The sequence below is a fragment of the Salinivibrio sp. PR919 genome (genome assembly GCF_001995355.1).
GTDB classification, from domain to species: domain Bacteria; phylum Pseudomonadota; class Gammaproteobacteria; order Enterobacterales; family Vibrionaceae; genus Salinivibrio; species Salinivibrio proteolyticus.
Map to the genome: position 1 here is coordinate 1 of NZ_MUFL01000061.1, position 22,322 is coordinate 22,322.

The window sequence follows — 22,322 nt, forward strand, 5'->3', positions numbered from 1 at the left end:
CTCCGTTGCAGCACTTACCGATTGGTTGTCGCTTGGGCCCTCGGTGCCCTTACGCGCAACGTAAATGTGTTGAAGTGCCGCATACACAGAAAATCAAAAACCATAAGTTTGCCTGCCACTTCCCATTAAATATGGAGAATAAAAATGACCGCTCTTCTTGAAGTCGACGGGTTAAGCAAAGATTATTACCACCGCACTGGCTGGCTAAGAAAACGCGTCACCCATGCGGTGAAGCCCGTTTCTTTCYAGTTAGAAGTCGGCGAAACCATCGCTTTTGTGGGGGAAAATGGCTCGGGAAAATCGACCCTAGCACGTATGATTGCAGGCGTGATCGAACCAACATCGGGGCAGATTCGGGTCAATGGTGAAGAGCTGACGTTCAAAGATTACCAAACCCGCTGCAAGCTCATTCGCATGATCTTTCAAGACCCCAATACCTCGCTCAATCCAAGAAACCAAATTGGGCAAATTCTTGAAGGACCGCTGAAACGAAATACCAATATGACGCCGCAAGAGCGAGGCAAGCGCGTTAAAGACACCCTTCTGCGAGTGGGTTTGTTACCCGAGCATGCCTACTTTTACCCGCAAATGCTCGCCACGGGGCAAAAGCAGCGGGTGTCACTGGCACGTGCGTTAATCTTGCAACCGAGTGTGATTGTAGCCGATGAAGCCTTGAACGGGTTGGATATGTCAATGCGCTCACAGATCATCAACTTGCTGCTCGAGCTCCAAGAAGAGATGGGACTGTCGTATGTTTACGTGTCTCAACACATGGGCGTAATTAAGCATGTCACCGATAAGGTGATGGTGATGCAAAAAGGGGAAGTGGTCGAGTCAGGCAGCACAGAGTCCTTATTCGCCAATCCTCAGCATACATTGACCCAGCGTCTGATCGATAGTCACTTTACTGCGCCCATCCTCGATAGACGCTCGCGTAAATCTGCGTCGACGCGTACCTAGCTTTATCGCAGAGCCAGTCAACATAAAGGCCACACATGTGGCCTTTATTATCTCAAGCAGTTTTGCGCCTGATGTTACGCTAAACTTTGATTGATTTGTGCAAGGACGGCCGCCGGGTCATCGGCTTGTGTAATCGGACGCCCAATCACTAAGTAGTCGGAACCCGCGGCAACAGCTTGTTCTGGGGTCATAATTCGGCGCTGATCACCAGCCGCACTCCCCACCGGTCGGATCCCGGGCGTCACCAACTTAAAGGCATCGCCACACTGGGCTTTCAGCAAACTAGCTTCTTGCGCTGAACACACCACACCATCCAATCCCGACTGTTGCGTCAGCTTGGCAAGGTGCTGTACCTGAGCTTGTGGTGAGCGTTGTACCCCACTTTGGCGCAAATCCGCGTCCGTCATGCTGGTCAATACGGTAACGCCGATAAGCAATGGACGGTTGCCGCCATATGGCTCAAGCGCCTCACGTGCTGCACTCATCATCCGCTCACCGCCTGAGGCATGAACGTTCACCATCCATACCCCTAGCTCTGCCGCGGCCGCAACCGCTTTCGCACACGTGTTCGGAATATCGTGAAACTTCAGGTCAAGAAAGACATCATGACCGTATGCGTGTAATTGTTTAACCAATGCAGGCCCAAATAAGGTGAACATTTCTTTGCCCACTTTTAAACGACACGAGCCCGGCTCAATTTTATCCACAAAGGCCAATGCTTGATTCATGTCTGCATAATCTAAGGCGACGATGACTTTCGGGTCTTGCATTATTGCTCCTGATTCCTTCACAAGGTTGTTATTCTCGCACTCCGCGTGCTCCCCAGCTGTCGCAGCCATTCGCGGTGACAGCAAGATAAAAAAACGGCGATGCCACTGCATCGCCATTATTCCCCATCCAAGCCCCGAATTGGCTTAATCGCTCCCCAGTTTTTACACGAGGGGCATTGCCAATAAAGCGCATGGGTGGAAAAGCCACACTTACGACAACGGTAATGCGGCTTAACTTTAATCTGTTCTGCAACAAGGTCTTTGAGGGTATTGAGGCTGGCTTTCGCGCGCCCCTCTTCCGCCTGTTCCACATGGTATTCCATCAGCTTGTGGAAACCACGCATGGTCGGGTTACGGGTTAGTTGGCGGGTCAGGAAGCTTTGTGCCATTGCCAGGTTCTCATTGGCGCCGATCACCTCTGAGAGCATCAGTTCAGCACTGACGCCGGCTTTTTTCTCAATACATTCTTTTAAGAAACGGACAAGTTGCATTTCGCGTCCCAAGGCGCGATAACTTTGCGCGAGAAGCGGTAAAGCCTCGCTGACAAAATCAGCATCTTGCTCGAGAATGTTTTCCAGCTGCTTAATCGCCCCTTTATAGTCCTCGTGCTGAATATCAAGCTTGGCTAGCATCAGACTGGCTCTGACACAGCCTTTATCATAGGACAGGGCGCGACGTAGCAGTTGACGAGCTTTGTGCTCATTCCCCTCACCCATCTGCTGCATCGCTAACTCACAGTGAAAGTGAGCAATGTCTTTGCGCAGTTTGCTCTTACCCAATTTAACCAGTTTGGCCGCAGTGTCTATCGCTTGTTCCCACTCACGTGTTTGCTGGAAAATCGCCAAAAGCTGTTGCAGTGCAAACTCTTTATAGTCAGGCTCATCGACCAATTTGACAAAGATTTTCTCTGCGCGGTCGAAAAAGCCCGCCACCATGTAGTCTTTCGCCAACTGTTGCATGGCGAGATTACGTTGGTCGAGGGTCAGGTTAGGACGAGCAATGAGGTTTTGGTGAATGCGGATCGCTCTGTCGACTTCGCCGCGAGAGCGAAACAGGTTACCCAAGGCGAGGTGAGTATCAATCGTTTCATTATCGACTTGGAGCAGTTCAATAAAGAGATCGACCGCTTTATCCGACTGCTCAGACAGCAGTAGATTGAGTCCCGTGACATACTGGCGAGACAGATGATGTGACTGTTCTTGCCGTCGATGACGAGCATTCCTGTTACCCATATACCAGCCGTAACCGGCCGCTATTGGCAATAACAGAAACAACAGCTCTAGCATGAATTAATGTTCCTTAAGCGGGTCCGTACGCAATTTATCAAGTTCTTTGCGTTGTTTCTCTACCTGCTTACGCAATCCTCGCGCCGTTAAGCGTGCTTTGAGGTATAGCGCTCCACATACCAGCCAGCCTATGCCAAAGCCAATGACAAAGACAATACCCAAGATGACTGACAGCTTAAATTCACCTTGCGCGATAAGATAGTTAAAGTTAATCACTTCTTGGTTTTGCGCTCCCAGCGCCAAGGTGATCAAAAAGCATAACACCAGAAACAGAATGCCGAGTATTTTCACAAGTATTCCCTCATTGCGAAAGGCCTAGCGCCCCATCAATCATGATAAACCTGCCAGATGCGAGGCATCTGTCACTGTGATAGTTCCTGTGAGTTAAGCCAAGCTGCGCACCGCATTAAAGGTGTGCTTGTATCGAGGCGTAACATCCGGCGCCTGGCCTTGTGATGACTGGTACGAGATCTTACACAGGAGGTATGATTATGCAGGAAATTCATCACGCAAGCTATGATCGATAGACATAAAAAAACGGCACACCTACAGCATGCCGTTTTTTTCAGCGCACATCGCTTAACTGTAAATGTTAACGCGATCGCGAAGTTCCTTACCCGGTTTAAAATGCGGAACGTACTTACCGTCCAATTCCACTTTTTCGCCCGTTTTAGGATTACGCCCCACACGAGGCGCACRATAATGCAGTGAGAAACTACCAAAACCACGGATCTCGATGCGGTCACCGCTCTCGAGTGTGGTCGCCATGTGCTCAAGGATTTCCTTGATGGCATCCTCTACCTGCTTTGCAGATAGATGGGTTTGCTGACTACAGAGCCTTTCAAWCAACTCAGATTTGGTCATAAACACCCCGCTTTAGTATGTTTCTCAACAGTATAAATGCAGAGAGGGAAAATTTCCCCCTCTTATTGTGCATTATTCGCTCTTCGCTGCTTTGAACGCGTCAGCCATAGCGTTACCGAACGCGCCTTCTTCGGCTTTGTTCAGGCTAGCCATTGCTTCTTGCTCGTCAGCTTCGTCTTTCAGACGTACAGACAGGTTCAGAACGCGGTTCTTACGGTCAACACCGGTGAACTTCGCTTCAACGCTGTCACCAACAGCAAGTACTTGAGTCGCGTCTTCAACACGATCACGAGCCGCTTCAGAAGCGCGCAGGTAACCTTCAACACCTTCTGCTAGCTCAACAGTTGCGCCTTTCGCGTCAACAGCAGTCACTGTACCGTTAACGATAGCACCTTTTTTGTTGGCTGCCAGATAGTTGTTGAATGGGTCTTCTTCCATTTGCTTGATGCCCAGTGAGATACGCTCACGCTCAGCATCAACCTGAAGAACTACTGCAGAGATCTCGTCACCTTTCTTGTATTCGCGAACGGCTTCTTCGCCAGCCACGTTCCAAGAGATGTCAGACAGGTGAACCAGACCGTCGATGCCGCCGTCTAGACCGATGAAGATACCGAAGTCAGTGATTGACTTGATCTTACCAGTTACACGATCGCCTTTGTTCTGAGTTTCAGCGAATTGCTGCCATGGGTTGGCTTTACACTGTTTCAGACCTAGGCTGATGCGACGACGCTCTTCGTCGATGTCCAGAACCATAACTTCAACTTCGTCACCCACGTTAACCACTTTAGATGGGTGGATGTTTTTGTTGGTCCAGTCCATTTCAGACACGTGTACCAGACCTTCAACGCCTTCTTCGATTTCAACGAAGCAGCCGTAGTCAGTTAGGTTGGTTACGCGACCAGTCAGCTTGTGACCTTCTGGGTAACGGTTAGCAATTGCTACCCATGGATCTTCACCCAGTTGTTTCAGGCCTAATGATACGCGAGTACGCTCACGGTCAAACTTCAGAACTTTAACGTTGATTTCGTCACCAACATTAACGATTTCTGATGGGTGCTTAACGCGCTTCCACGCCATGTCAGTGATGTGAAGCAGGCCGTCAACGCCGCCCAGATCAACGAACGCACCGTAGTCAGTCAGGTTCTTAACGATACCTTTAACTTCCATGCCTTCTTGCAGAGAAGCTAGCAGCTCGTCACGCTCAACGCTGTTTTCTGACTCGATAACCGCACGACGAGAAACAACAACGTTGTTGCGCTTCTGGTCAAGCTTGATTACTTTGAACTCGAGCTCTTTGCCTTCCAGGTGAGAAGTGTCACGTACTGGACGAACGTCAACCAGTGAACCCGGTAGGAACGCACGGATGCCGTTCAGTTCTACGGTGAAACCACCTTTCACTTTACCGTTGATGATACCCATCACGGTTTCAGCTTCTTCGTACGCTTTCTCTAGCTGGATCCAAGCTTCGTGACGCTTAGCTTTCTCACGAGAAAGCTGAGTTTCACCGAAACCGTCTTCCACTGCGTCCAGGGCTACGTCTACTTGACCGCCAACTTCAATTTCAAGTTCGCCAGCAGCGTTCTTGAATTGGTCAGCTGGGATAGCAGATTCAGATTTCAGGCCTGCGTCAACCAGAACGAAACCGTTCTCGATAGCAACAACAGTACCCTTAACAATAGAACCTGGGCGAGTTTCGATTTCTTTTAGAGACTCTTCAAAGAGTTGAGCAAAAGATTCAGTCATTATATTTAAATCTTCAATTTGATAAACGTCCACGGGTATCCTACCGCATGGGGTTGTTAAATATGTTAGCCATCATCCTTGCAGCTAACGGTTATAGACTGCTTATGCAGCCGATAATTTGCTTTCAATAAACGCCAGCGCTTGCTCGATCACCTCGTCGATTGACAATGAGGTTGAATCCAGCACCAATGCATCTGGCGCGGGGCGCAATGGTGCCACCGCTCGGTTGCGGTCACGGTCATCACGCTCTTGAATTTCACTTAAAAGGCGGTCAAAGGTAACATTAACCCCCTTTTCTTGCAACTGCTGCTGACGGCGGCGGGCACGCTCTTGTGCACTGGCATCTAAGAATATTTTCACTTCGGCCTGCGGAAAGACCACGGTGCCCATATCACGGCCATCAGCAATCAATCCCGGCTCGCCGGCAAACGCGCGTTGACGACGCAACAATGCTTCACGCACACGCGGTAACGCGGCAACTTTTGACGCCTGATTGCCGACTTGTTCGGTACGTAGCGTCGCGGAAACGTCTTCGCCTTCCAGAATCACTTTTACCAGCTCACCTTCAGCGATGAACTGTACATCTAGGTTAGCAGCCAATGGCACTAATGCATCTTCTGAGGTGGTGTCCACATCATGGTGAATCGCAGCCAATGCCAATACACGGTATATCGCGCCAGAATCTAACAAATGCCACTGCAGTTTTTCTGCTAGTCGCATACATAAGGTTCCTTTTCCAGCACCACTCGGGCCATCTACTGTAATAACAGGCGCCTGTGTCGGCATAAATCTCTCCACATTTGGTTGAGTGCGTCGACGTTGCGCTATCCAAGCGCCCTCATATAAAGGGAAGCAACGCCGATAAATCGGCGCTTATTATAGAAGAAAGCGAGGAGGAAATCACCGCCACCGTCAGTTTATCCGTACGTATGGCGGTGGGATATTCAAGACCGGCTAATGGCGGCGAGTTTTTCAAAGTAGTCTGGGAACGTTTTTGAAGTACAACCCGGGTCATTAATGGTGACTGGCGTGTCGCTCAACGCCACCAGCGAGAAGCACATCGCCATCCGGTGATCGTCATAGGTATCAATCGCCGCATGAGTCAGCTGCTGAGGCGGTTCAATGTAAAGGTAATCATCTCCCTCTTCGACCACCGCCCCCACTTTTTTCAACTCGGTTGCCATCGCATGTAAGCGGTCGGTTTCTTTTACTCGCCAATTATAAACGTTACGAATACGCGTGGGGCCTTTGGCAAACAGCGCCGCTACCCCAATGGTCATGGCAGCGTCAGGGATGTGGTTGAAGTCCATGTCCACACCATGAAGCTCGCCTTTGCGTGCAATGACGTAATCATCGCCCCACTCGATGTCAGCGCCCATTGCCGCCAACGCATCGGCAAATTGGATATCACCTTGCACACTATGACGACCAATACCGGTGACCTTCACGGCACCGCCTTTAATGGCCGCGGCCGCGAGGAAGTAAGAGGCCGATGACGCATCGCCTTCTACCATCAGATGGCCTGGCGATTGATAACGTTGCCCCGCCGGAACCACAAACCGCTGATAGTTATCGTTATGTACCTCGACGCCAAACTGAGCCATGATCGCCAAGGTAATATCAATATAGGGTTTAGATACCAAGTCGCCTTTGATGGTGATCCGCGTTTCTTCACGCGCTAACGGCGCAGCCATCAACAGGGCGGTTAAGAATTGGCTAGAAATACTGCCATCGATACTGACATCGCCGCCAGCGAGCCCCGTACCTTTAATATGTAATGGTGGGTAACCCTCGCTCTCTAAATAGCGAACCTCTGCCCCTATGGCATTGAGTGCCTCAACAAGGTGGCCAATGGGACGCTCTTTCATACGCGGCTCACCGGTTAGAGTGATCTCGCCTTCACCCAAACACAGCGCGGCCGTTAATGGGCGCATGGCCGTACCGGCATTACCTAAAAACAGCTCCAGTGGCGCTTGGGTATGAAAGGCGTGTCCCAACCCTTCCACAACACACTCAGTGCGATCGTCAGACAGCTGATAAGACACGCCTAAGTCAGTAAATGCATTGAGCATATGACGCACATCGTCACTGTTGAGCAGGTTGGTTAAGCGCGTCGTGCCGGATGCTAGCGCGGCCAGCAGTAAAGCGCGATTAGATACACTCTTTGAGCCGGGAAGGTTGATGTGACCATCGATATGAGAGATCGGGGAAAGTGTCAGTTGCTCCATTCTGGTTTAATTTCCGTGATGCTTTGTGCAACCAGAGTAACCAAAATACAAGCCATCTCACAATTATTATTTTTATCAAAGTAGAAACAAAAACGTCCCAAACGCAAAAAGCGGCTGGGACGCAAACCGTTTTACACCGCGTTAGGCGTATTTTTTCTCAAACTTCACCATGAAGCCGACTAATGCCTGAACCCCTTCAAGGGACATTGCGTTATAGATTGACGCGCGCATTCCTCCGACATCTCGATGCCCTTTCAGCGCGTGCAATCCATGCTCCATCGCTTCGGCGAGGAAGGTGTCGTCCAGCTCACTGTTAGCGAGTTGGAAGGGCACATTCATCAGTGAGCGATTATCTGGGTGAACATCATTGCGATAGAAAGAAGAGTTATCGATGCAATCGTACAACAGCGCCGCTTTCTGCTGATTGTGCGCATAAATAGCCTCAACGCCCCCTCTCTTTTTCAGCCATTTAAAGACTTCTGCTGCCAGATACCAAGCAAAGGTAGGTGGTGTATTGAACATGGATTCTTTCTCGGCCAAGACTTTGTAGTTCAACACACTCGGCAACACATCTTTAGCAAGGTGTAATAAATCATCACGCACAATCACCAAGGTCAGCCCCGCCGGACCGATATTCTTCTGCGCCCCCGCATAGATCACGCCATACTTGGACACATCTATCGGGCGAGAGAGAATGTTCGATGACATATCTGCCACGATGGGTTTGTTGGTTTCCGGCAGATCCGTGATTTCAATCCCATCAATGGTTTCATTGGGGCAAAAATGCACGTATGCGGCATCATCACTTAACAACCACTCGTTTGCCGGCAAGATAGCGCGTTTACCATCACGCTCGCGAGTCACATTGATCACATTGGGAGTGCAGTAGCGCTTGGCCTCTTTGACGGCACTCGTCGCCCAGTAACCGCCATCGACATAGTCAGCAATGGTGTTGTTACCCAGTAAGTTCATAGGTACCGCCGCAAACTGCGCGCGTGCACCACCTTGGCAAAAGAGAATGTGATAATTGTCTGGGATCACCAGTAGTTCACGTAAATCTTGCTCTGATTGACGAGCAATGGCTAAAAACTCTTTACTGCGATGAGAAATTTCCATCACCGAGGTACCAAGACCGTTCCAATTGGTGAATTCTTTTTGTGCTTTTAGCATTACCTCGCGGGGAAGCATCGCGGGTCCGGCAGAAAAATTGTATACCTTGTCCATGTTGTGGAGGGGCTCCTGCTGTTTTTTATCTGCAAGACGTATCTCACGTTATGACGAAGATACATCGTTAAAAGGCGTAGCTACTGATTTAACACGTTTGCATGGGCTTTGGAAATATAGCGCGTAAAAAAGGGCGCAGATCACTGCACCCTTTTCTTGTTTTATGATTGCAACACGAGGACTTAAGCGTCTTGATCGCTATCCGTCTCACTCGGTGTGTCATCATTGTCCTCAGAGCTGGTCTCAGAGGCTGGTGCGTCACTGGTTGCATTGGCATTTGCCGCCGCTTCGTTAGCCAGTGCTTCCATTTCCTCTTCATCCGGCTCTTCGATACGCTGAAGACCAACCACTTTTTCATCATCACTGACGCGGATCAGTCGTACGCCTTGGGTATTACGGCCCACTTGGCTAACTTCTTCCGCGCGGGTACGTACCAGCGTACCGGCATTGGTGATTAACATCAGTTCATCACCGGTGCAGACCTGGATGGCACCGACAACGTCACCATTCCGCTCAGAGACTTTAATCGAGACCACACCCTTGGTCGCACGGCTCTTCGTTGGATATTCTTCCAGCGCCGTGCGTTTACCAAAGCCGTTCTCCGTCACCGTCAGGATGTCACCATCCGACTGCGGCACAATCAGGGAAACAACTTGGTCTTTCTCTGCGAGCTGAATCCCGCGGACACCTGCCGCGGTACGGCCCATTGCCCGTACTGTCTCGTTAGACGCCACAAAGCGCACTACTTTACCGAATTGCGAGAACAGCATGACTTCGCTGTTATCATCGGTCAGCTGTGCTCCGATAAGGCTATCACCTTCACGCAGGTTCACAGCGATAATGCCCGCGCTACGTGGACGGCTAAAGTCAGTCAGCGGGGTTTTCTTCACGGTACCGTGTGCGGTTGCCATAAAGACGTATTTGTCTTCTGCATATTCACGAACCGGCAGAATAGTGGTGATCCGCTCGTCGTCTTCCAATGGCAGCAAGTTGACGATCGGTTTACCGCGTGCGTTACGCGACGCATGTGGCAGTTGATACACTTTCAACCAGTACATGCGGCCACGTGTCGAGAAGCACAAGATGGTGTCGTGCGTATTTGCGACCAACAGACGCTCAATGAAATCTTCATCTTTCATGCGCGTGGCTGATTTACCTTTACCACCGCGACGCTGCGCTTCATAGTCACTCAAGGCTTGATATTTCACATATCCCTCGTGTGACCATGTCACGATGACATCTTCTTCGTTGATCAGATCTTCGATATCAATGTCAGCGCTTGCCGCCGTGATCTCGGTCAGGCGCTTATCGCCATAACTATCACGAATCGCCTCAAGCTCTTCGCGGATCACTTCCATCAAACGCTCGGTGCTGGCCAAGATATGCATTAATTCGGCAATTTGTTCCAGCAGCGATTTGTATTCATCAAGGATCTTGTCGTGCTCGAGCCCAGTCAGCTTATGCAGACGCAAATCCAGAATCGCTTGCGCTTGTTGCTCAGTCAGATAGTAGGAGCCGTCATCACGTGCACCAAACTCAGGCGCTAACCACTCAGGGCGTGCGGAGTCAACACCCGCCGCTTCCAACATGGCAGACACCCCACCTAAGCTCCAGCCTTGCGCTTGTAGCTCTTGTTTGGCAACTGCTGGGGTCGGCGCTCGGCGAATAAGCTCGATCACTTCATCGATGTTAGCCAGCGCAACCGCTAGACCTTCAAGGATGTGTGCACGCTCACGCGCTTTGCGTAATTCATACACGGTACGACGAGTGACCACTTCACGGCGGTGATTGACAAAACACTCCAACATCCCTTTGATGTTGAAGAGTTTTGGCTGGTTGTTATCCAGCGCCACCATGTTGATACCAAACGACGTTTGCAACTGAGTCTGGGCATACAGGTTGTTGAGAACGACTTCTGCCACCGCGTCGCGGCGGCATTCGATCACAATCCGCATCCCGTCTTTATCTGACTCGTCACGCAGTGCTGAAATGCCCTCAATTTTCTTATCTTTGACAAGCTCAGCAATCTTTTCAATCAGGCGCGCTTTGTTAACTTGATACGGGATCTCATTGACAACAATGGTTTCTTTACCATGTTTATCCGCTTCGATCTCCGCCTTCGCACGTAAATAGATTTTGCCTCGGCCGGTCTTATAAGCATCTTCGATGCCTTTACGGCCGTTGATCATCGCCGCGGTCGGGAAATCAGGACCCGGAATGTGCTCCATCAGCTCATCAATGGTGATATCTTCGTTATCGATATACGCCAGACAGCCGTTGATCACTTCGGTGATGTTATGAGGTGGGATGTTGGTTGCCATCCCCACCGCGATACCAGAGGCGCCATTCACTAACAAGTTAGGCACGCGCGTCGGTAATACATCAGGGATTTGCTCCGTACCGTCATAGTTAGGTACGTAGTCCACTGTTTCTTTATCTAGATCCGCGAGGAGTTCATGGGCAATTTTTGCCATGCGCACTTCGGTGTAACGCATCGCCGCGGCCGAGTCACCATCAATGGAGCCAAAGTTACCTTGGCCATCCACCAGCATATAACGCAGTGAGAAAGGCTGCGCCATACGAACAATAGTGTCGTAAACCGCGCTATCACCGTGTGGGTGGTATTTACCGATTACGTCACCGACCACACGGGCCGATTTTTTATATGGCTTGTTCCAGTCGTTGCCAAGTACATTCATCGCGAATAAAACGCGGCGGTGTACTGGCTTTAGGCCATCACGCACGTCAGGAAGAGCTCGGCCAACAATGACAGACATTGCATAGTCGAGATACGAGCTTTTCAGCTCCTCTTCGATATTGACTGGCGTGATCTCTTTAGCAAGATCGCTCATGGAGCCAACATCCCTCAAATAATGTTTGCGTATTCAAATACGTGACCACGGAGGATAACACAAACCCACTCGCTAGACACGTGAATATGGCTAAGATGTATCATAGATCTCGTTAGAAAAGCCTCTCAACGCGTCTATGCGGGTAAAAACCCATCACTTCCGTGTCTGGCTATCAAGAATTAAAAATAAAAGCCCAGAAACGTCCTCAGCGCTTATTTACTTTTTCTATTTACCGTATTGCAGCGTCATCTTCATCCTTTATCGCTTCCTATTTGCTGTCGTTTCAGCCATCTTGGCCCATACTTAAATCGTGAGAATGCGTGACATACGACGCGTAGAAAGGATTGTTGTCGACACGTTCGACTAAGGAGTAAGCAGCATGCTGACTCGTATCGTGAATGCTATCGGAATGTGCTTGATTGCCGGTAAATACATGTTAGCGTGCATCATTGCTGTCAGTGCAATGATGACTGCAACCTTGTAACCACTATATCACGCGGCCGGGCTGGCGAGCCGCGTTTATCGCTCACCGACACTTGGCGGGACCACTAAGCTCGCTTATCCTGCAGCGCCCTTTTGCGTGCCCAATACCACCAATTACACTTCCTTTGTTCCACGCGTTCCCGAGCTGCAACTACACAGCATTTGGGTATATAATGCAGCAAAACCAATAAGGAAGCTGTATTTATGAGCCACGTAGCTAACGTTGACCCGGCAGAAATTCAAAAGTTTGAAGACATGGCATCACGCTGGTGGGATTTGGAAGGTGAGTTTAAACCCCTCCACCAAATCAACCCGCTACGCTTGCAGTACGTGATAGAAAAATCCGGCGGCCTGTTTGGTAAAAAGGTGTTAGACGTTGGCTGCGGCGGAGGCATTCTTGCCGAAAGCATGGCTCGCGAAGGCGCCGAGGTCACGGGACTCGATATGGGCAAAGAGCCACTGACCGTTGCACGCTTGCATGCGCTTGAATCCGGTATTGACGTACAATACATTCAGTCGACCGCCGAAGAACACGCTAACAGCTACGCCGGCCAGTACGATGTGGTGACCTGCATGGAGATGCTAGAACACGTGCCAGAACCTGCCTCAGTGATCCAGGCGTGTGCGAACATGGTCAAACCTGGCGGTCATGTTTTTTTTTCGACGCTCAACCGCAATACCAAGTCGTGGCTATTTGCCATCGTGGGCGCCGAGCACCTGCTCAAACTGGTACCGAAAGGCACTCACGACCATCATAAGTTTATTCGTCCCTCTGAACTGATGGCGATGGTCGATACCACAGCCCTCCAAGCGCGTGGTATGACCGGCTTACACTACAACCCATTAACCGGCATCTATAAGTTATCCAACGCCAATGTCGACGTGAATTATTTGCTCCACACTGTCAACCCCGCTTAAAGAGTTGAGGCATTGTATGACCACTCCCGCAACGGTTTTGTTTGATCTCGATGGCACGCTGCTAGATACCGCGCCGGATATGGGCATGGCGGCGAACCGCGTGCTCGCAGAGTACAACTTACCCCCTCTTAGCCAAGAGCAAATCTACCGCCATACCAGTCATGGAGCGCGCGGCTTACTGACCGCAGGGTTTGGTGATAAAGCCAAAGAGCAAGATCCCATCGCCTTGCGGGCCCGTTTTCTGCATCATTACGGCCAAGCGATTTGTTCGGGGACGACCTTGTACGAAGGTATCGAAGCACTCCTCGACTTGTTAGAACATCAGGCCATCTCGTGGGGCATTGTCACCAATAAACCTGAAGGGCTCACCCATCAGCTGTTAACCTTTTTTCCACGCCTGCAGCAGGCACAGGTTATTGTCGGGGCTGACACTTACGCGCACGCCAAGCCTCACCCATTGCCGCTTCTCGAGGCAGCGAAAACGCTTAATTGTGCACCAGAGCACTGCTTCTATGTCGGAGATATTGAAAATGACATGTTAGCCGCGCGTGCGGCCAATATGGGTGCCGCGGTCGCCGCGTGGGGATACACAGGTGGTGATGATGTAATCAGTAAATGGGAAGCAGATCATATTTTCGCCACACCACACCATCTCAGTGCCTTTATTGGATCCTAATCACACCCCACAAACCGTGGGGTTTGTTGCCTTTTCAATCAGTTAAATCGGATCACTGTTCGAGCCCAAGATCAATCAAAATAAATTTTTTTTCTTGGCCTTTTTACTGTTTCAACGATTGAAATTCTCGCTAATCTTGGCGCACTTGGAACGCTAGGTTGGTGATTACTAACTTGCGTTATAACATCCCCAAGATATCCACACCTCATCAGCGTGTCGCTCTCTTGCAATATCGCGGTTATATCACTATCTTGTAACGCATCGACAAGCCGACCCCTATATATAGTGTATGAGCGACGCAACGTCCGCATAGAGGCCGACCAAAAAATCATCAGGCATTTTATAAAATCTTGCGAAAATAGCAGTTTGGCAAGGAAATATTGGGAAAGCACACAAAATGAACCAAGAAATAACCGTACTCAAGCGTGATGGACGCAAAGAAAATTTAAACCTCGATAAAATCCATCGCGTTGTTACTTGGGCTGCAGAAGGCCTCACCAACGTCTCCGTTTCTCTCGTCGAGATGCGCTCTCACATCCAGTTTTACGATGGCATGCGTACTGAAGACATTCATGAGACGATCATTAAAGCTGCAGCGGACCTGATTTCAGAAGAAAGCCCAGACTATCAATACCTTGCTGCTCGCCTAGCGGTGTTCCACCTGCGTAAAAAAGCGTACGGACAGTTCGAGCCGCCCACGCTCGTGAAGCATGTGAAAAACATGGTTGAGAAGGGTAAATATGATGCCCACATTCTCGAAGACTACAGCGAAGACGAGCTCGACACCCTAGACAGCTATATCGACCACTGGCGCGATATGAACTTCTCATACGCAGCCGTGAAACAGCTGGAAGGCAAGTACTTGGTTCAAAACCGTGTGACCGGTGAAATCTACGAGAGCGCCCAGTTCCTGTATATGATGGTTGCTGCGTGCTTGTTCGCTGCCTATCCAAAAGAAACGCGCCTTGATTATATCCGTCGTTTCTATGATGCGGTTTCTCAGTTCAAGATCTCATTGCCTACGCCAATTATGTCTGGGGTACGCACACCAACGCGCCAGTTTAGCTCGTGTGTACTGATCGAGTGCGACGATAGCCTAGACTCGATCAACGCGACCTCTAGCGCCATTGTTCGCTACGTATCTCAGCGAGCGGGGATTGGTATCAATGCCGGCCGTATCCGCGCGTTGGGTAGCCCAATTCGTGGAGGTGAAGCTTTCCATACGGGTTGTATTCCGTTTTATAAATATTTCCAAACTGCTGTTAAATGCTGTTCGCAAGGCGGTGTGCGCGGTGGTGCAGCCACCTTGTTCTACCCTATTTGGCACCGTGAAGTTGAATCCCTGCTGGTATTGAAAAATAACCGTGGTGTCGAAGAAAACCGTGTGCGTCACATGGATTACGGTGTGCAGATCAACAAACTGATGTACACCCGCCTACTCAAAGGTGGCAACATCTCCTTGTTCTCGCCGTCTGATGTGCCGGGACTGTATGATGCTTTCTTCGAAGACCAAGAGAAGTTTGAGCGTCTGTACACCCAGTATGAAGCGGATGCCTCTATTCAGCGTGAAACGGTCAAAGCTGTCGATCTTTTCTCTCTAATGATGCAAGAGCGCGCATCAACCGGTCGTATCTATATCCAAAACGTGGATCACTGTAATACGCACAGCCCATTCGATGCGTCTGTGGCGCCAATTCGTCAGTCCAACCTGTGTTTGGAAATTGCACTGCCGACCAAGCCACTCAACAATGTTGAAGACGAAAACGGTGAAATTGCGCTGTGTACCCTCTCGGCATTTAACTTGGGTGCGCTGGAGTCACTGGACGAGCTTAGCGAGTTGGCCGATCTGACCATCCGTGCACTGGATGCCCTGCTTGATTACCAAGACTACCCGCTACCGGCAGCACGTAAAGCGACCATGAACCGCCGTACCTTGGGTGTCGGTGTGATTAACTTTGCTTACTACCTAGCGAAGCATGGCGTACGTTATTCCGATGGCAGCGCAAACGGTCTGACTCACCGCACCTTTGAAGCGATTCAGTATCACTTGCTTCGCGCCTCTGTTGAGCTTGCAAAAGAGAAAGGCGCGTGCCCTGCGTTTAACGAGACTACCTATTCGCAAGGTATTCTGCCAATTGATACCTACAAGAAAGATCTGGATGGTATCTGTGACGAGCCTCTGCACTTAGATTGGGAGACGCTGCGTAAAGACATTCAAACGTATGGCTTACGTAACTCAACATTGACCGCCTTGATGCCATCAGAGACGTCATCACAAATCTCAAATGCCACCAATGGCATTGAGCCACCTCGTGGTTACGTATCGGTAAAAGCATCGAAGGACGGTATCCTCAAGCAGGTCGTGCCGGAATTCCATAAATACAAGAATAACTACGAGCTGCTCTGGAACATTGGTAGTAATGATGGCTACTTACAGTTAGTCGGTATCATGCAAAAATTCGTCGATCAGGCGATTTCCGCCAACACCAATTATGATCCGAGCCGTCATCAAAGTGGTAAAGTTCCAATGAACCAACTACTCAAAGACCTGCTCACCGCTTATAAACTCGGGGTTAAAACCCTGTACTATCACAACACCCGTGATGGTGCGAGCGATGGTCAATCGGATCTAAGCGCTGCGCAAGCAGAAGATGATTGCGCCGGCGGTGCATGTAAGATCTAACAAATTGGGGTAAGGGCCTGCGGGCCCTTTTCTAGAGGTTAATAGGATTCATGACTTACAGTACGTTTTCTAAAGTCAACAACGACCCATTGAAAGAGCCAATGTTCTTTGGCCAATCGGTCAACGTGGCGCGTTACGACCAACAAAAATATGAAATTTTTGAAAAGCTGATCGAAAAACAGCTTTCTTTCTTTTGGCGCCCAGAAGAAGTTGACGTGTCAAGTGACCGCATTGATTACAACAAGTTGCCTGAGCATGAAAAGCATATTTTCATCAGTAACTTGAAGTATCAAACGCTGCTCGATTCTATCCAAGGCCGTAGCCCGAACGTCGCCTTGCTGCCTTTGGTGTCGATTCCTGAACTGGAAACTTGGATTGAGACGTGGAGTTTCTCAGAAACCATCCACTCACGCTCATACACCCACATTATCCGTAATATCGTTGCTGATCCGGCGATTGTATTCGATGATATTGTGATGAATGAGCACATCCAGAAGCGCGCCAACGATATTGCGCAATACTATGACGACCTCATTCAAACCACTAACTACTACCACCAGTTAGGGGAAGGCACCCATACTATTAATGGCAAAACCATCAGCTTAAGCCTGCGTGCGTTAAAACGTAAGCTGTACCTGTGCCTGATGTCAGTGAATGCACTCGAAGCGATTCGTTTCTACGTCAGCTTTGCTTGTTCATTCGCCTTTGCGGAGCGTGAACTGATGGAAGGCAACGCCAAAATCATCAAATTTATTGCCCGTGATGAGGCGCTTCACCTTACAGGCACCCAGCACATGCTGAATATTTTGCGTAGCGGGCAGGACGATCCAGAAATGGCTGAGATTGCCAAAGAGTGCGAGCAAGAGTGTTTTGATCTCTTCAAAGACGCCGCCGAGCAAGAGAAAGACTGGGCAGAATACCTGTTCCGTGATGGTTCTATGATTGGCTTGAACAAAGACATTCTTTGCCAGTACGTTGAATACATCACCAACTTGCGTATGTCGGCAGTCGGCCTTGCCCCTGCATACGATAACGCCACCCAAAACCCGATTCCATGGATCAATGCGTGGCTATCTTCCGACAATGTGCAGGTTGCACCGCAAGAAGCCGAAATTAGCTCATACCTCGTGGGTCAAATCGATAACGAAGTGAGCGTTGAAGACTTTGGTGACTTCGAGCTATGACCCGAATCACGATTGAAGTGAACGGTATCAAGGTGGGTGGCAACACCCACCAAAGTTTGCTTGAACAACTTGAGCAAGCCGGTATTCAACCCGAATATCAATGCCGCAATGGCATGTGCGGTGCGTGCCGTTGTCAATTGCAACAAGGTTCGGTCAAACAAGAAGACGCGATGGCATTTGTTCGTCCCGGCGAAATTCTTACTTGCCAAAGTGCGCCACAGACCGATGTGTCAATTGAATTTGAATACCAGCCCGCAGCTAAAGCAAAAGTCGTTAATGAGTAGTGAGCCTACGCCCACTACTCCTCTCACCTTAGCGCCCAACAGGCACCGATTTAAGCAATCGTCTCAGCATCAATAAAAATGTCATCATGGCGCGCTAATGATGCGTAATCGGCAATCACCGGCTGCCCATGAAGATAACGCCTTAACATGTCCAGCAATACCGTCGCCATATAACAGCGGGCGTTGTCATGGGAGAAATGGCGTTTAAAGCTTAGTCGCTGTCCCCACTCTCCCTCGGGGGTGGAAATCGCCACGCAAATTTGTCCATGAAGCTCAGGACCACATGCTAAACCAATTTGATGCTGGCCTTGTGCAATGGCCGCGCTGGCCATGGCTAATGAGGCAGCGAGCGGGTTGGCAACGGCTTGTTCGGGCACATGCGCATTTGACATGACCCAGCCTTGCTCGACCAAGTGTGCAGCTTGACCGTTTAACGTGCTGGCTAACCATCCGCCCGTAAATTGCTCCACCACCTTTAATACCGCACCTTGACGATTGAGATCGGCGGCCAGCGCTTGCACCATCGCTTGGTTGCAACTGACAACATGATCGCCAAGGCATGATTGCACCGCATCAATGAGCTGCTCTTTATCGGGATGATCGTCAGCCATGAAGAGTTTCACTTCAATAAACGGCAGACTCGAGCGATAACCCAGCGTCACATCGTCAGGCAACGAAACAGATGCCATGGCATCGCTGATCCCCGATTCGGACAAGCCAAATGTGAACAAACGGTAACAAGAACGCGCACTGGGTGCATAGTTGTGGCTTAATTCAGGCAGAATCTGCTGCTCTACCATGCAGAAAAATTCTGAAGGCACCCCAGGTGTAAAATAGAAATGACAGCCATTTAACTGGCAATAAAAGCCACAGGCAGTGCCATTAGGGTTGTCAATGAGGCGAGCGCCATCGGGGAGCATGGCTTGTTTTAGGTTGCTTTGCGCCATAGGACGGCCATGACGCTCGTAGCGCTGCTTTAATTCATCCAGCCAGGTTTCATTGAGTGTCAGCTCTACGCCCATCGCCGACGCCATCGCTGCCGTGGTCAAATCATCAGTAGTTGGCCCTAACCCGCCATTCACAATCACCACATCCTCGGTTTGAGATAGCCGAACAAGCTCAACCGCCATCTCATCAAGCTCATCCCCGACAGTGACCCGCCGAGACATCGCAAATCCATTTTCGTACAGCATGCGGGACAGCCAAGCCGCATTGGTATCTGTGATATCGCCAAGCAAAACTTCTTCACCCGTCGACAGCATCGCGACACGTGGCATGGGTGTTTTATGTTGTTGATTGTCCACCTAGCCGCTCCTTTTGATTAGTATCCTAGAGCATTGATTATGACATCACACGCCATCACGCACTAGCCCAAGGAAATCGTACACTTTATTTTACGGCATCGTACCTGTATCATTACACTCATCAGTTTTTTAATCTGTATAAGCAGTGCACAATACGCATAAATTCACGTTATCTTTTGTGCGAACACAACAATTAACTTTTTATTTACACTGGTTAAACATTATATGAACAAGGTACTAGGAAGTTCGCTAATCATTGCAGGTACGACCATTGGCGCAGGCATGCTCGCGTTACCGCTTGCATCTGCAGGAATCGGGTTTGGCGCATCGATGGCGCTAATGGGTGTGATGTGGGCCTTGATGACCTACACCGCATTGTTGATGCTAGAAGTGCACCAATACGCCGACGCTGACGCCACCCTACACAGTCTCGCAAAACAATTTTTAGGGGATAAAGGCAAATGGCTGGCATCGTTCGCGATGCTGTTTCTTTTCTACTCACTTTGCGCTGCTTACATTGCGGGCGGTGGTAGCCAGTTGAATGAGAAACTTGCACAGTGGTCCTCGATTCAACTCCCACCCGCAGCGGGCGCGGTGCTGTTTACCTTAGTGTTTGGATTGGTGGTAACACTAGGAACCAGCAAGGTAGATTTAATCAATCGTGGGCTATTCACGCTAAAAGTGGTGTTCTTGATCTTGGCTCTAACACTACTCACTCCCCATGTATCGAGCATTAATTTGGTCGAAATGCCGGTGGAGAAAGGCTTGATGGTTGCCGCACTCCCGGTCATCTTCACCTCGTTTGGCTTCCATGGCAGCATCCCTTCGATTGTACGTTATGTGGGGATTGATTTGCCCTCCTTGCGCAAGGTGATGATTATTGGTTCAACCTTACCCCTCGCCTTGTACATTTTTTGGCAGGTCGCGAGCTTGGGGAGCGTGGCGCAGTCAATCTTGCTACAAAATGGTGAGTTGTCACAATTTGTGAAAGTCATTCAGGCAGTGGTACAACAAGACTATATTGCCTCGAGCATTTCGCTGTTCGCAGACTTGGCACTCGCCACCTCATTCTTAGGCGTGAGTTTAGGGTTGTTTGACTTTATTTCAGACAGCTTTAAGCGTCAGGACACAGTCAGTGGTCGACTGCAAACAGCAGCAATCACTTACTTACCGCCGCTTGTTTTTGCGCTTTTCTATCCACAAGGCTTTATCACTGCCCTTGGCTATGCTGCCATCGCACTGGTTATTCTTGCGGTCGTGTTGCCTGTGCTAATGGTACGTAAGGCTCGCCAGACCGTCTCTACCGACAACCATTATCAGGTCATTGGCGGTAATTTAGGCCTGAGTTTGGCGATGGTCGGCGGTATCGCTGTGGTAGTTGCGCAATTTATGGCGTAACCCTCCCGCTAACCGTACACTATCAAAACGCCCAGCTTTGGCTGGGCGTTGCTTATGGGCAATGACACGCCTATCGCTATGTGCCACTAACCACCTAAAAGTCCTCTGACCAAGGTACTCACCCCAGCTAACGTACACAGCACCAACATAGCGCGCCGAACCAGTACAGGCTTCACCTTCGGCGCGACACGATAGGCTAACCACGTCGCGAGTAAAACCGCGGGCWCCGCGAATGCGGCTTGCTGAACATGCCACCAGGTAAGATAGTCCGTCGCGCCCAGCGCAATCAAAGACAAGATACAGCTAATCACAAAGTAGCCGGCCAAGCAGGCACGCATCTTATTCACTTCCGCATGCTGTAATACCAGTGCCATCGGCGGTCCACCGATGCTGGTTGTGGTGCCCATGATCCCCGATGTAAACCCAGCAATAAAGAAGTTGAGGCGATTCGGTGCGATGTTGAGACGTGCAATACTGGCAAACACTGCCAGCAAGACCGCCGTGCCAATGATGATTTCTAGCATTTGCGTGGTGACCACCAACATAATGGCACCTGCTAGCATGGTGCCAGGCACACGCCCCAAGTATGCCCAGCTCAAATCACGAAAGGACAGTTGGTGGCGATACTGCCACGCATTAATACTCGCAAGGGTCAGCCCCACCATTGAAATAGTGGTGGGGACCAATTTCGGGTCAATCATAAGTAGCAGTGGCGCAGCGACAATCGCCATGCCAAAACCAATTAAACTTTGCACAAAACAGCCCAAGCCTAGGATCACGGCCACGGCAAATGACACACTTAAATCTGCCATAGTAAAGCTTCTTTATATTAAGTTATTTGCGCGAAATTTTAGCGGCTAAGCGCACGCGACACTATCACTCATTAACAGATTGATTACTCTGGCGTGTCAATTCTACGTAACACGTAAGCAACGTGCTGGCGAAGCGCCGCTCTTAGCGACGCGTGGCATGAATAAGCAGATTGCGCGGCGTTAAGCTCGGCGCACAAAATTGGACCAGATCGACGTGATAGTTATGTTGCTCAAGATACAGCACCCGATCGAGCGCTAGCCAAAGCTCTAACGCTCGGCGGAACGCAGACTTCACGACATTGATTTGTTCCAGAATCACAAATCTCGCCTCTCCCCGAGCCAAATACGGCGTAAAGTCGGTATTGCTAGATACGGTTAAGCCTTTTTGCGTCGCTCCCCAATGACAAAACGCCTCAAAGCCATCATTCAGTTGCGACTTTTGAAGCGCCGGCAGCGGTAAATACTGGTCAGACTGAAAAGCGTCACGCTGCCACTCATCAAACCCTAACCGGTACGTGACTTCTTGATAGCGCTGACGACGGACACGCTCACCACCGGTTGCCGCTTCTTGAACCGCAATTTTGAGATCGGTTTTGCTCAGGACCAATCCTGCTTGCTGCCCCGCATTCGACAGAGGTTGATACGTCTTACCC

At 50.0% G+C, this 22,322-nt stretch carries 18 protein-coding genes and 2 pseudogenes; 8 read left to right on the plus strand and 12 right to left on the minus strand.

Going from position 1 to position 22,322, the window contains the following annotated elements:
• A pseudogene (locus BZG83_RS16555) lies at positions 1–161 on the plus strand (peptide ABC transporter ATP-binding protein); the annotation flags it as partial.
• On the plus strand, positions 145–960 hold the full coding sequence (locus BZG83_RS11685; protein ID WP_077480723.1) for a peptide ABC transporter ATP-binding protein: 816 nt from the start codon (positions 145–147) through the stop codon (positions 958–960). The pseudogene BZG83_RS16555 and the gene BZG83_RS11685, both read left to right, overlap by 17 nt.
• Before the next feature lie 74 nt (positions 961–1,034).
• Here BZG83_RS11685 and pyrF read toward each other — a convergent pair whose 3' ends face one another.
• The 9 genes from pyrF to gyrA form a co-directional block, all read right to left on the minus strand.
• Entirely contained in the window at positions 1,035–1,730 is a 696-nt protein-coding gene (gene pyrF, locus BZG83_RS11690; protein ID WP_069588880.1) for an orotidine-5'-phosphate decarboxylase, read from the minus strand.
• Positions 1,731–1,846: 116 nt separating this feature from the next.
• Positions 1,847–3,016, minus strand: a complete 1,170-nt coding sequence (lapB, locus tag BZG83_RS11695; RefSeq protein ID WP_077480725.1) for a lipopolysaccharide assembly protein LapB — start codon at positions 3,014–3,016, stop codon at positions 1,847–1,849.
• 3 nt (positions 3,017–3,019) lie between these two features.
• Positions 3,020–3,307 (minus strand): LapA family protein, encoded by a 288-nt coding sequence (locus BZG83_RS11700; protein WP_069588877.1) that lies wholly within the window; start codon positions 3,305–3,307, stop codon positions 3,020–3,022.
• A 288-nt stretch (positions 3,308–3,595) separates the two neighbouring features.
• Complete coding sequence (ihfB, locus tag BZG83_RS11705) at positions 3,596–3,880, minus strand: integration host factor subunit beta (RefSeq protein ID WP_077480726.1); 285 nt, start codon at positions 3,878–3,880, stop codon at positions 3,596–3,598.
• Between the two features lie 72 nt (positions 3,881–3,952).
• A complete protein-coding gene (rpsA, locus tag BZG83_RS11710) occupies positions 3,953–5,623 on the minus strand; it encodes a 30S ribosomal protein S1 (RefSeq protein ID WP_069588938.1) in 1,671 nt (556 codons plus the stop codon).
• 102 nt (positions 5,624–5,725) lie between these two features.
• Complete coding sequence (cmk, locus tag BZG83_RS11715; RefSeq protein WP_069588873.1) at positions 5,726–6,409, minus strand: (d)CMP kinase; 684 nt, start codon at positions 6,407–6,409, stop codon at positions 5,726–5,728.
• Between the two features lie 158 nt (positions 6,410–6,567).
• Positions 6,568–7,851 carry a 3-phosphoshikimate 1-carboxyvinyltransferase gene (gene aroA, locus BZG83_RS11720; protein ID WP_077480728.1) on the minus strand — a complete coding sequence of 428 codons (1,284 nt, stop codon included), beginning with the start codon at positions 7,849–7,851 and terminating at the stop codon, positions 6,568–6,570.
• A 141-nt stretch (positions 7,852–7,992) separates the two neighbouring features.
• Positions 7,993–9,075, minus strand: a complete 1,083-nt coding sequence (gene serC / locus BZG83_RS11725; protein WP_077480730.1) for a 3-phosphoserine/phosphohydroxythreonine transaminase — start codon at positions 9,073–9,075, stop codon at positions 7,993–7,995.
• Positions 9,076–9,257: 182 nt separating this feature from the next.
• Positions 9,258–11,927 (minus strand): DNA topoisomerase (ATP-hydrolyzing) subunit A, encoded by a 2,670-nt coding sequence (gene gyrA, locus BZG83_RS11730; RefSeq protein ID WP_077480732.1) that lies wholly within the window; start codon positions 11,925–11,927, stop codon positions 9,258–9,260.
• A 687-nt stretch (positions 11,928–12,614) separates the two neighbouring features.
• Between gyrA and ubiG the strand changes: the two genes are divergently transcribed.
• The 5 genes from ubiG (at position 12,615) to yfaE (ending at position 18,155) form a co-directional block, all read left to right on the plus strand.
• Positions 12,615–13,328 carry a bifunctional 2-polyprenyl-6-hydroxyphenol methylase/3-demethylubiquinol 3-O-methyltransferase UbiG gene (ubiG, locus tag BZG83_RS11735; RefSeq protein WP_077480734.1) on the plus strand — a complete coding sequence of 238 codons (714 nt, stop codon included), beginning with the start codon at positions 12,615–12,617 and terminating at the stop codon, positions 13,326–13,328.
• Between the two features lie 16 nt (positions 13,329–13,344).
• Complete coding sequence (gph, locus tag BZG83_RS11740) at positions 13,345–14,004, plus strand: phosphoglycolate phosphatase (protein ID WP_077480736.1); 660 nt, start codon at positions 13,345–13,347, stop codon at positions 14,002–14,004.
• 397 nt (positions 14,005–14,401) lie between these two features.
• Entirely contained in the window at positions 14,402–16,687 is a 2,286-nt protein-coding gene (gene nrdA, locus BZG83_RS11745) for a class 1a ribonucleoside-diphosphate reductase subunit alpha (protein ID WP_077480738.1), read from the plus strand.
• Between the two features lie 50 nt (positions 16,688–16,737).
• The gene (gene nrdB, locus BZG83_RS11750) at positions 16,738–17,871 is read left to right on the plus strand and encodes a class Ia ribonucleoside-diphosphate reductase subunit beta (RefSeq protein WP_069588853.1); all 1,134 of its coding nucleotides are present in this window, start codon (positions 16,738–16,740) and stop codon (positions 17,869–17,871) included.
• Positions 17,868–18,155 carry a class I ribonucleotide reductase maintenance protein YfaE gene (gene yfaE / locus BZG83_RS11755; protein ID WP_077480740.1) on the plus strand — a complete coding sequence of 96 codons (288 nt, stop codon included), beginning with the start codon at positions 17,868–17,870 and terminating at the stop codon, positions 18,153–18,155. Before nrdB ends, yfaE begins: the two co-directional genes overlap by 4 nt.
• Before the next feature lie 50 nt (positions 18,156–18,205).
• Here the strand turns inward: yfaE and BZG83_RS11760 are convergent, their stop codons facing one another.
• Positions 18,206–19,459 carry a CinA family nicotinamide mononucleotide deamidase-related protein gene (locus BZG83_RS11760; protein WP_241825772.1) on the minus strand — a complete coding sequence of 418 codons (1,254 nt, stop codon included), beginning with the start codon at positions 19,457–19,459 and terminating at the stop codon, positions 18,206–18,208.
• A 225-nt stretch (positions 19,460–19,684) separates the two neighbouring features.
• On the opposite strand from BZG83_RS11760, the gene tyrP reads away from it, so the two are divergent.
• Positions 19,685–20,857 (plus strand): tyrosine transporter TyrP, encoded by a 1,173-nt coding sequence (gene tyrP / locus BZG83_RS11765; protein WP_077480742.1) that lies wholly within the window; start codon positions 19,685–19,687, stop codon positions 20,855–20,857.
• Positions 20,858–20,943: 86 nt separating this feature from the next.
• On the opposite strand, the gene BZG83_RS11770 is transcribed toward tyrP, so the two are convergent.
• Both BZG83_RS11770 and BZG83_RS16745 read right to left on the minus strand, forming a co-directional pair.
• On the minus strand, positions 20,944–21,669 hold the full coding sequence (locus BZG83_RS11770) for a sulfite exporter TauE/SafE family protein (protein WP_077480744.1): 726 nt from the start codon (positions 21,667–21,669) through the stop codon (positions 20,944–20,946).
• 142 nt (positions 21,670–21,811) lie between these two features.
• A pseudogene (locus BZG83_RS16745) lies at positions 21,812–22,322 on the minus strand (methyltransferase); the annotation flags it as partial.

Excerpts from the sequence above, each read along its gene's own strand:
- pyrF (WP_069588880.1), bottom strand. The coding sequence starts at position 1,730 with ATGCAAGACCCGAAAGTCATCGTCGCCTTAGATTATGCAGACATGAAT.
- lapB (WP_077480725.1), bottom strand. The coding sequence starts at position 3,016 with ATGCTAGAGCTGTTGTTTCTGTTATTGCCAATAGCGGCCGGTTACGGC.
- rpsA (WP_069588938.1), bottom strand. The coding sequence starts at position 5,623 with ATGACTGAATCTTTTGCTCAACTCTTTGAAGAGTCTCTAAAAGAAATC.
- cmk (WP_069588873.1), bottom strand. The coding sequence starts at position 6,409 with ATGCCGACACAGGCGCCTGTTATTACAGTAGATGGCCCGAGTGGTGCT.
- aroA (WP_077480728.1), bottom strand. The coding sequence starts at position 7,851 with ATGGAGCAACTGACACTTTCCCCGATCTCTCATATCGATGGTCACATC.
- serC (WP_077480730.1), bottom strand. The coding sequence starts at position 9,075 with ATGGACAAGGTATACAATTTTTCTGCCGGACCCGCGATGCTTCCCCGC.
- gyrA (WP_077480732.1), bottom strand. The coding sequence starts at position 11,927 with ATGAGCGATCTTGCTAAAGAGATCACGCCAGTCAATATCGAAGAGGAG.
- ubiG (WP_077480734.1), top strand. The coding sequence starts at position 12,615 with ATGAGCCACGTAGCTAACGTTGACCCGGCAGAAATTCAAAAGTTTGAA.
- gph (WP_077480736.1), top strand. The coding sequence starts at position 13,345 with ATGACCACTCCCGCAACGGTTTTGTTTGATCTCGATGGCACGCTGCTA.
- nrdA (WP_077480738.1), top strand. The coding sequence starts at position 14,402 with ATGAACCAAGAAATAACCGTACTCAAGCGTGATGGACGCAAAGAAAAT.
- nrdB (WP_069588853.1), top strand. The coding sequence starts at position 16,738 with ATGACTTACAGTACGTTTTCTAAAGTCAACAACGACCCATTGAAAGAG.
- yfaE (WP_077480740.1), top strand. The coding sequence starts at position 17,868 with ATGACCCGAATCACGATTGAAGTGAACGGTATCAAGGTGGGTGGCAAC.
- tyrP (WP_077480742.1), top strand. The coding sequence starts at position 19,685 with ATGAACAAGGTACTAGGAAGTTCGCTAATCATTGCAGGTACGACCATT.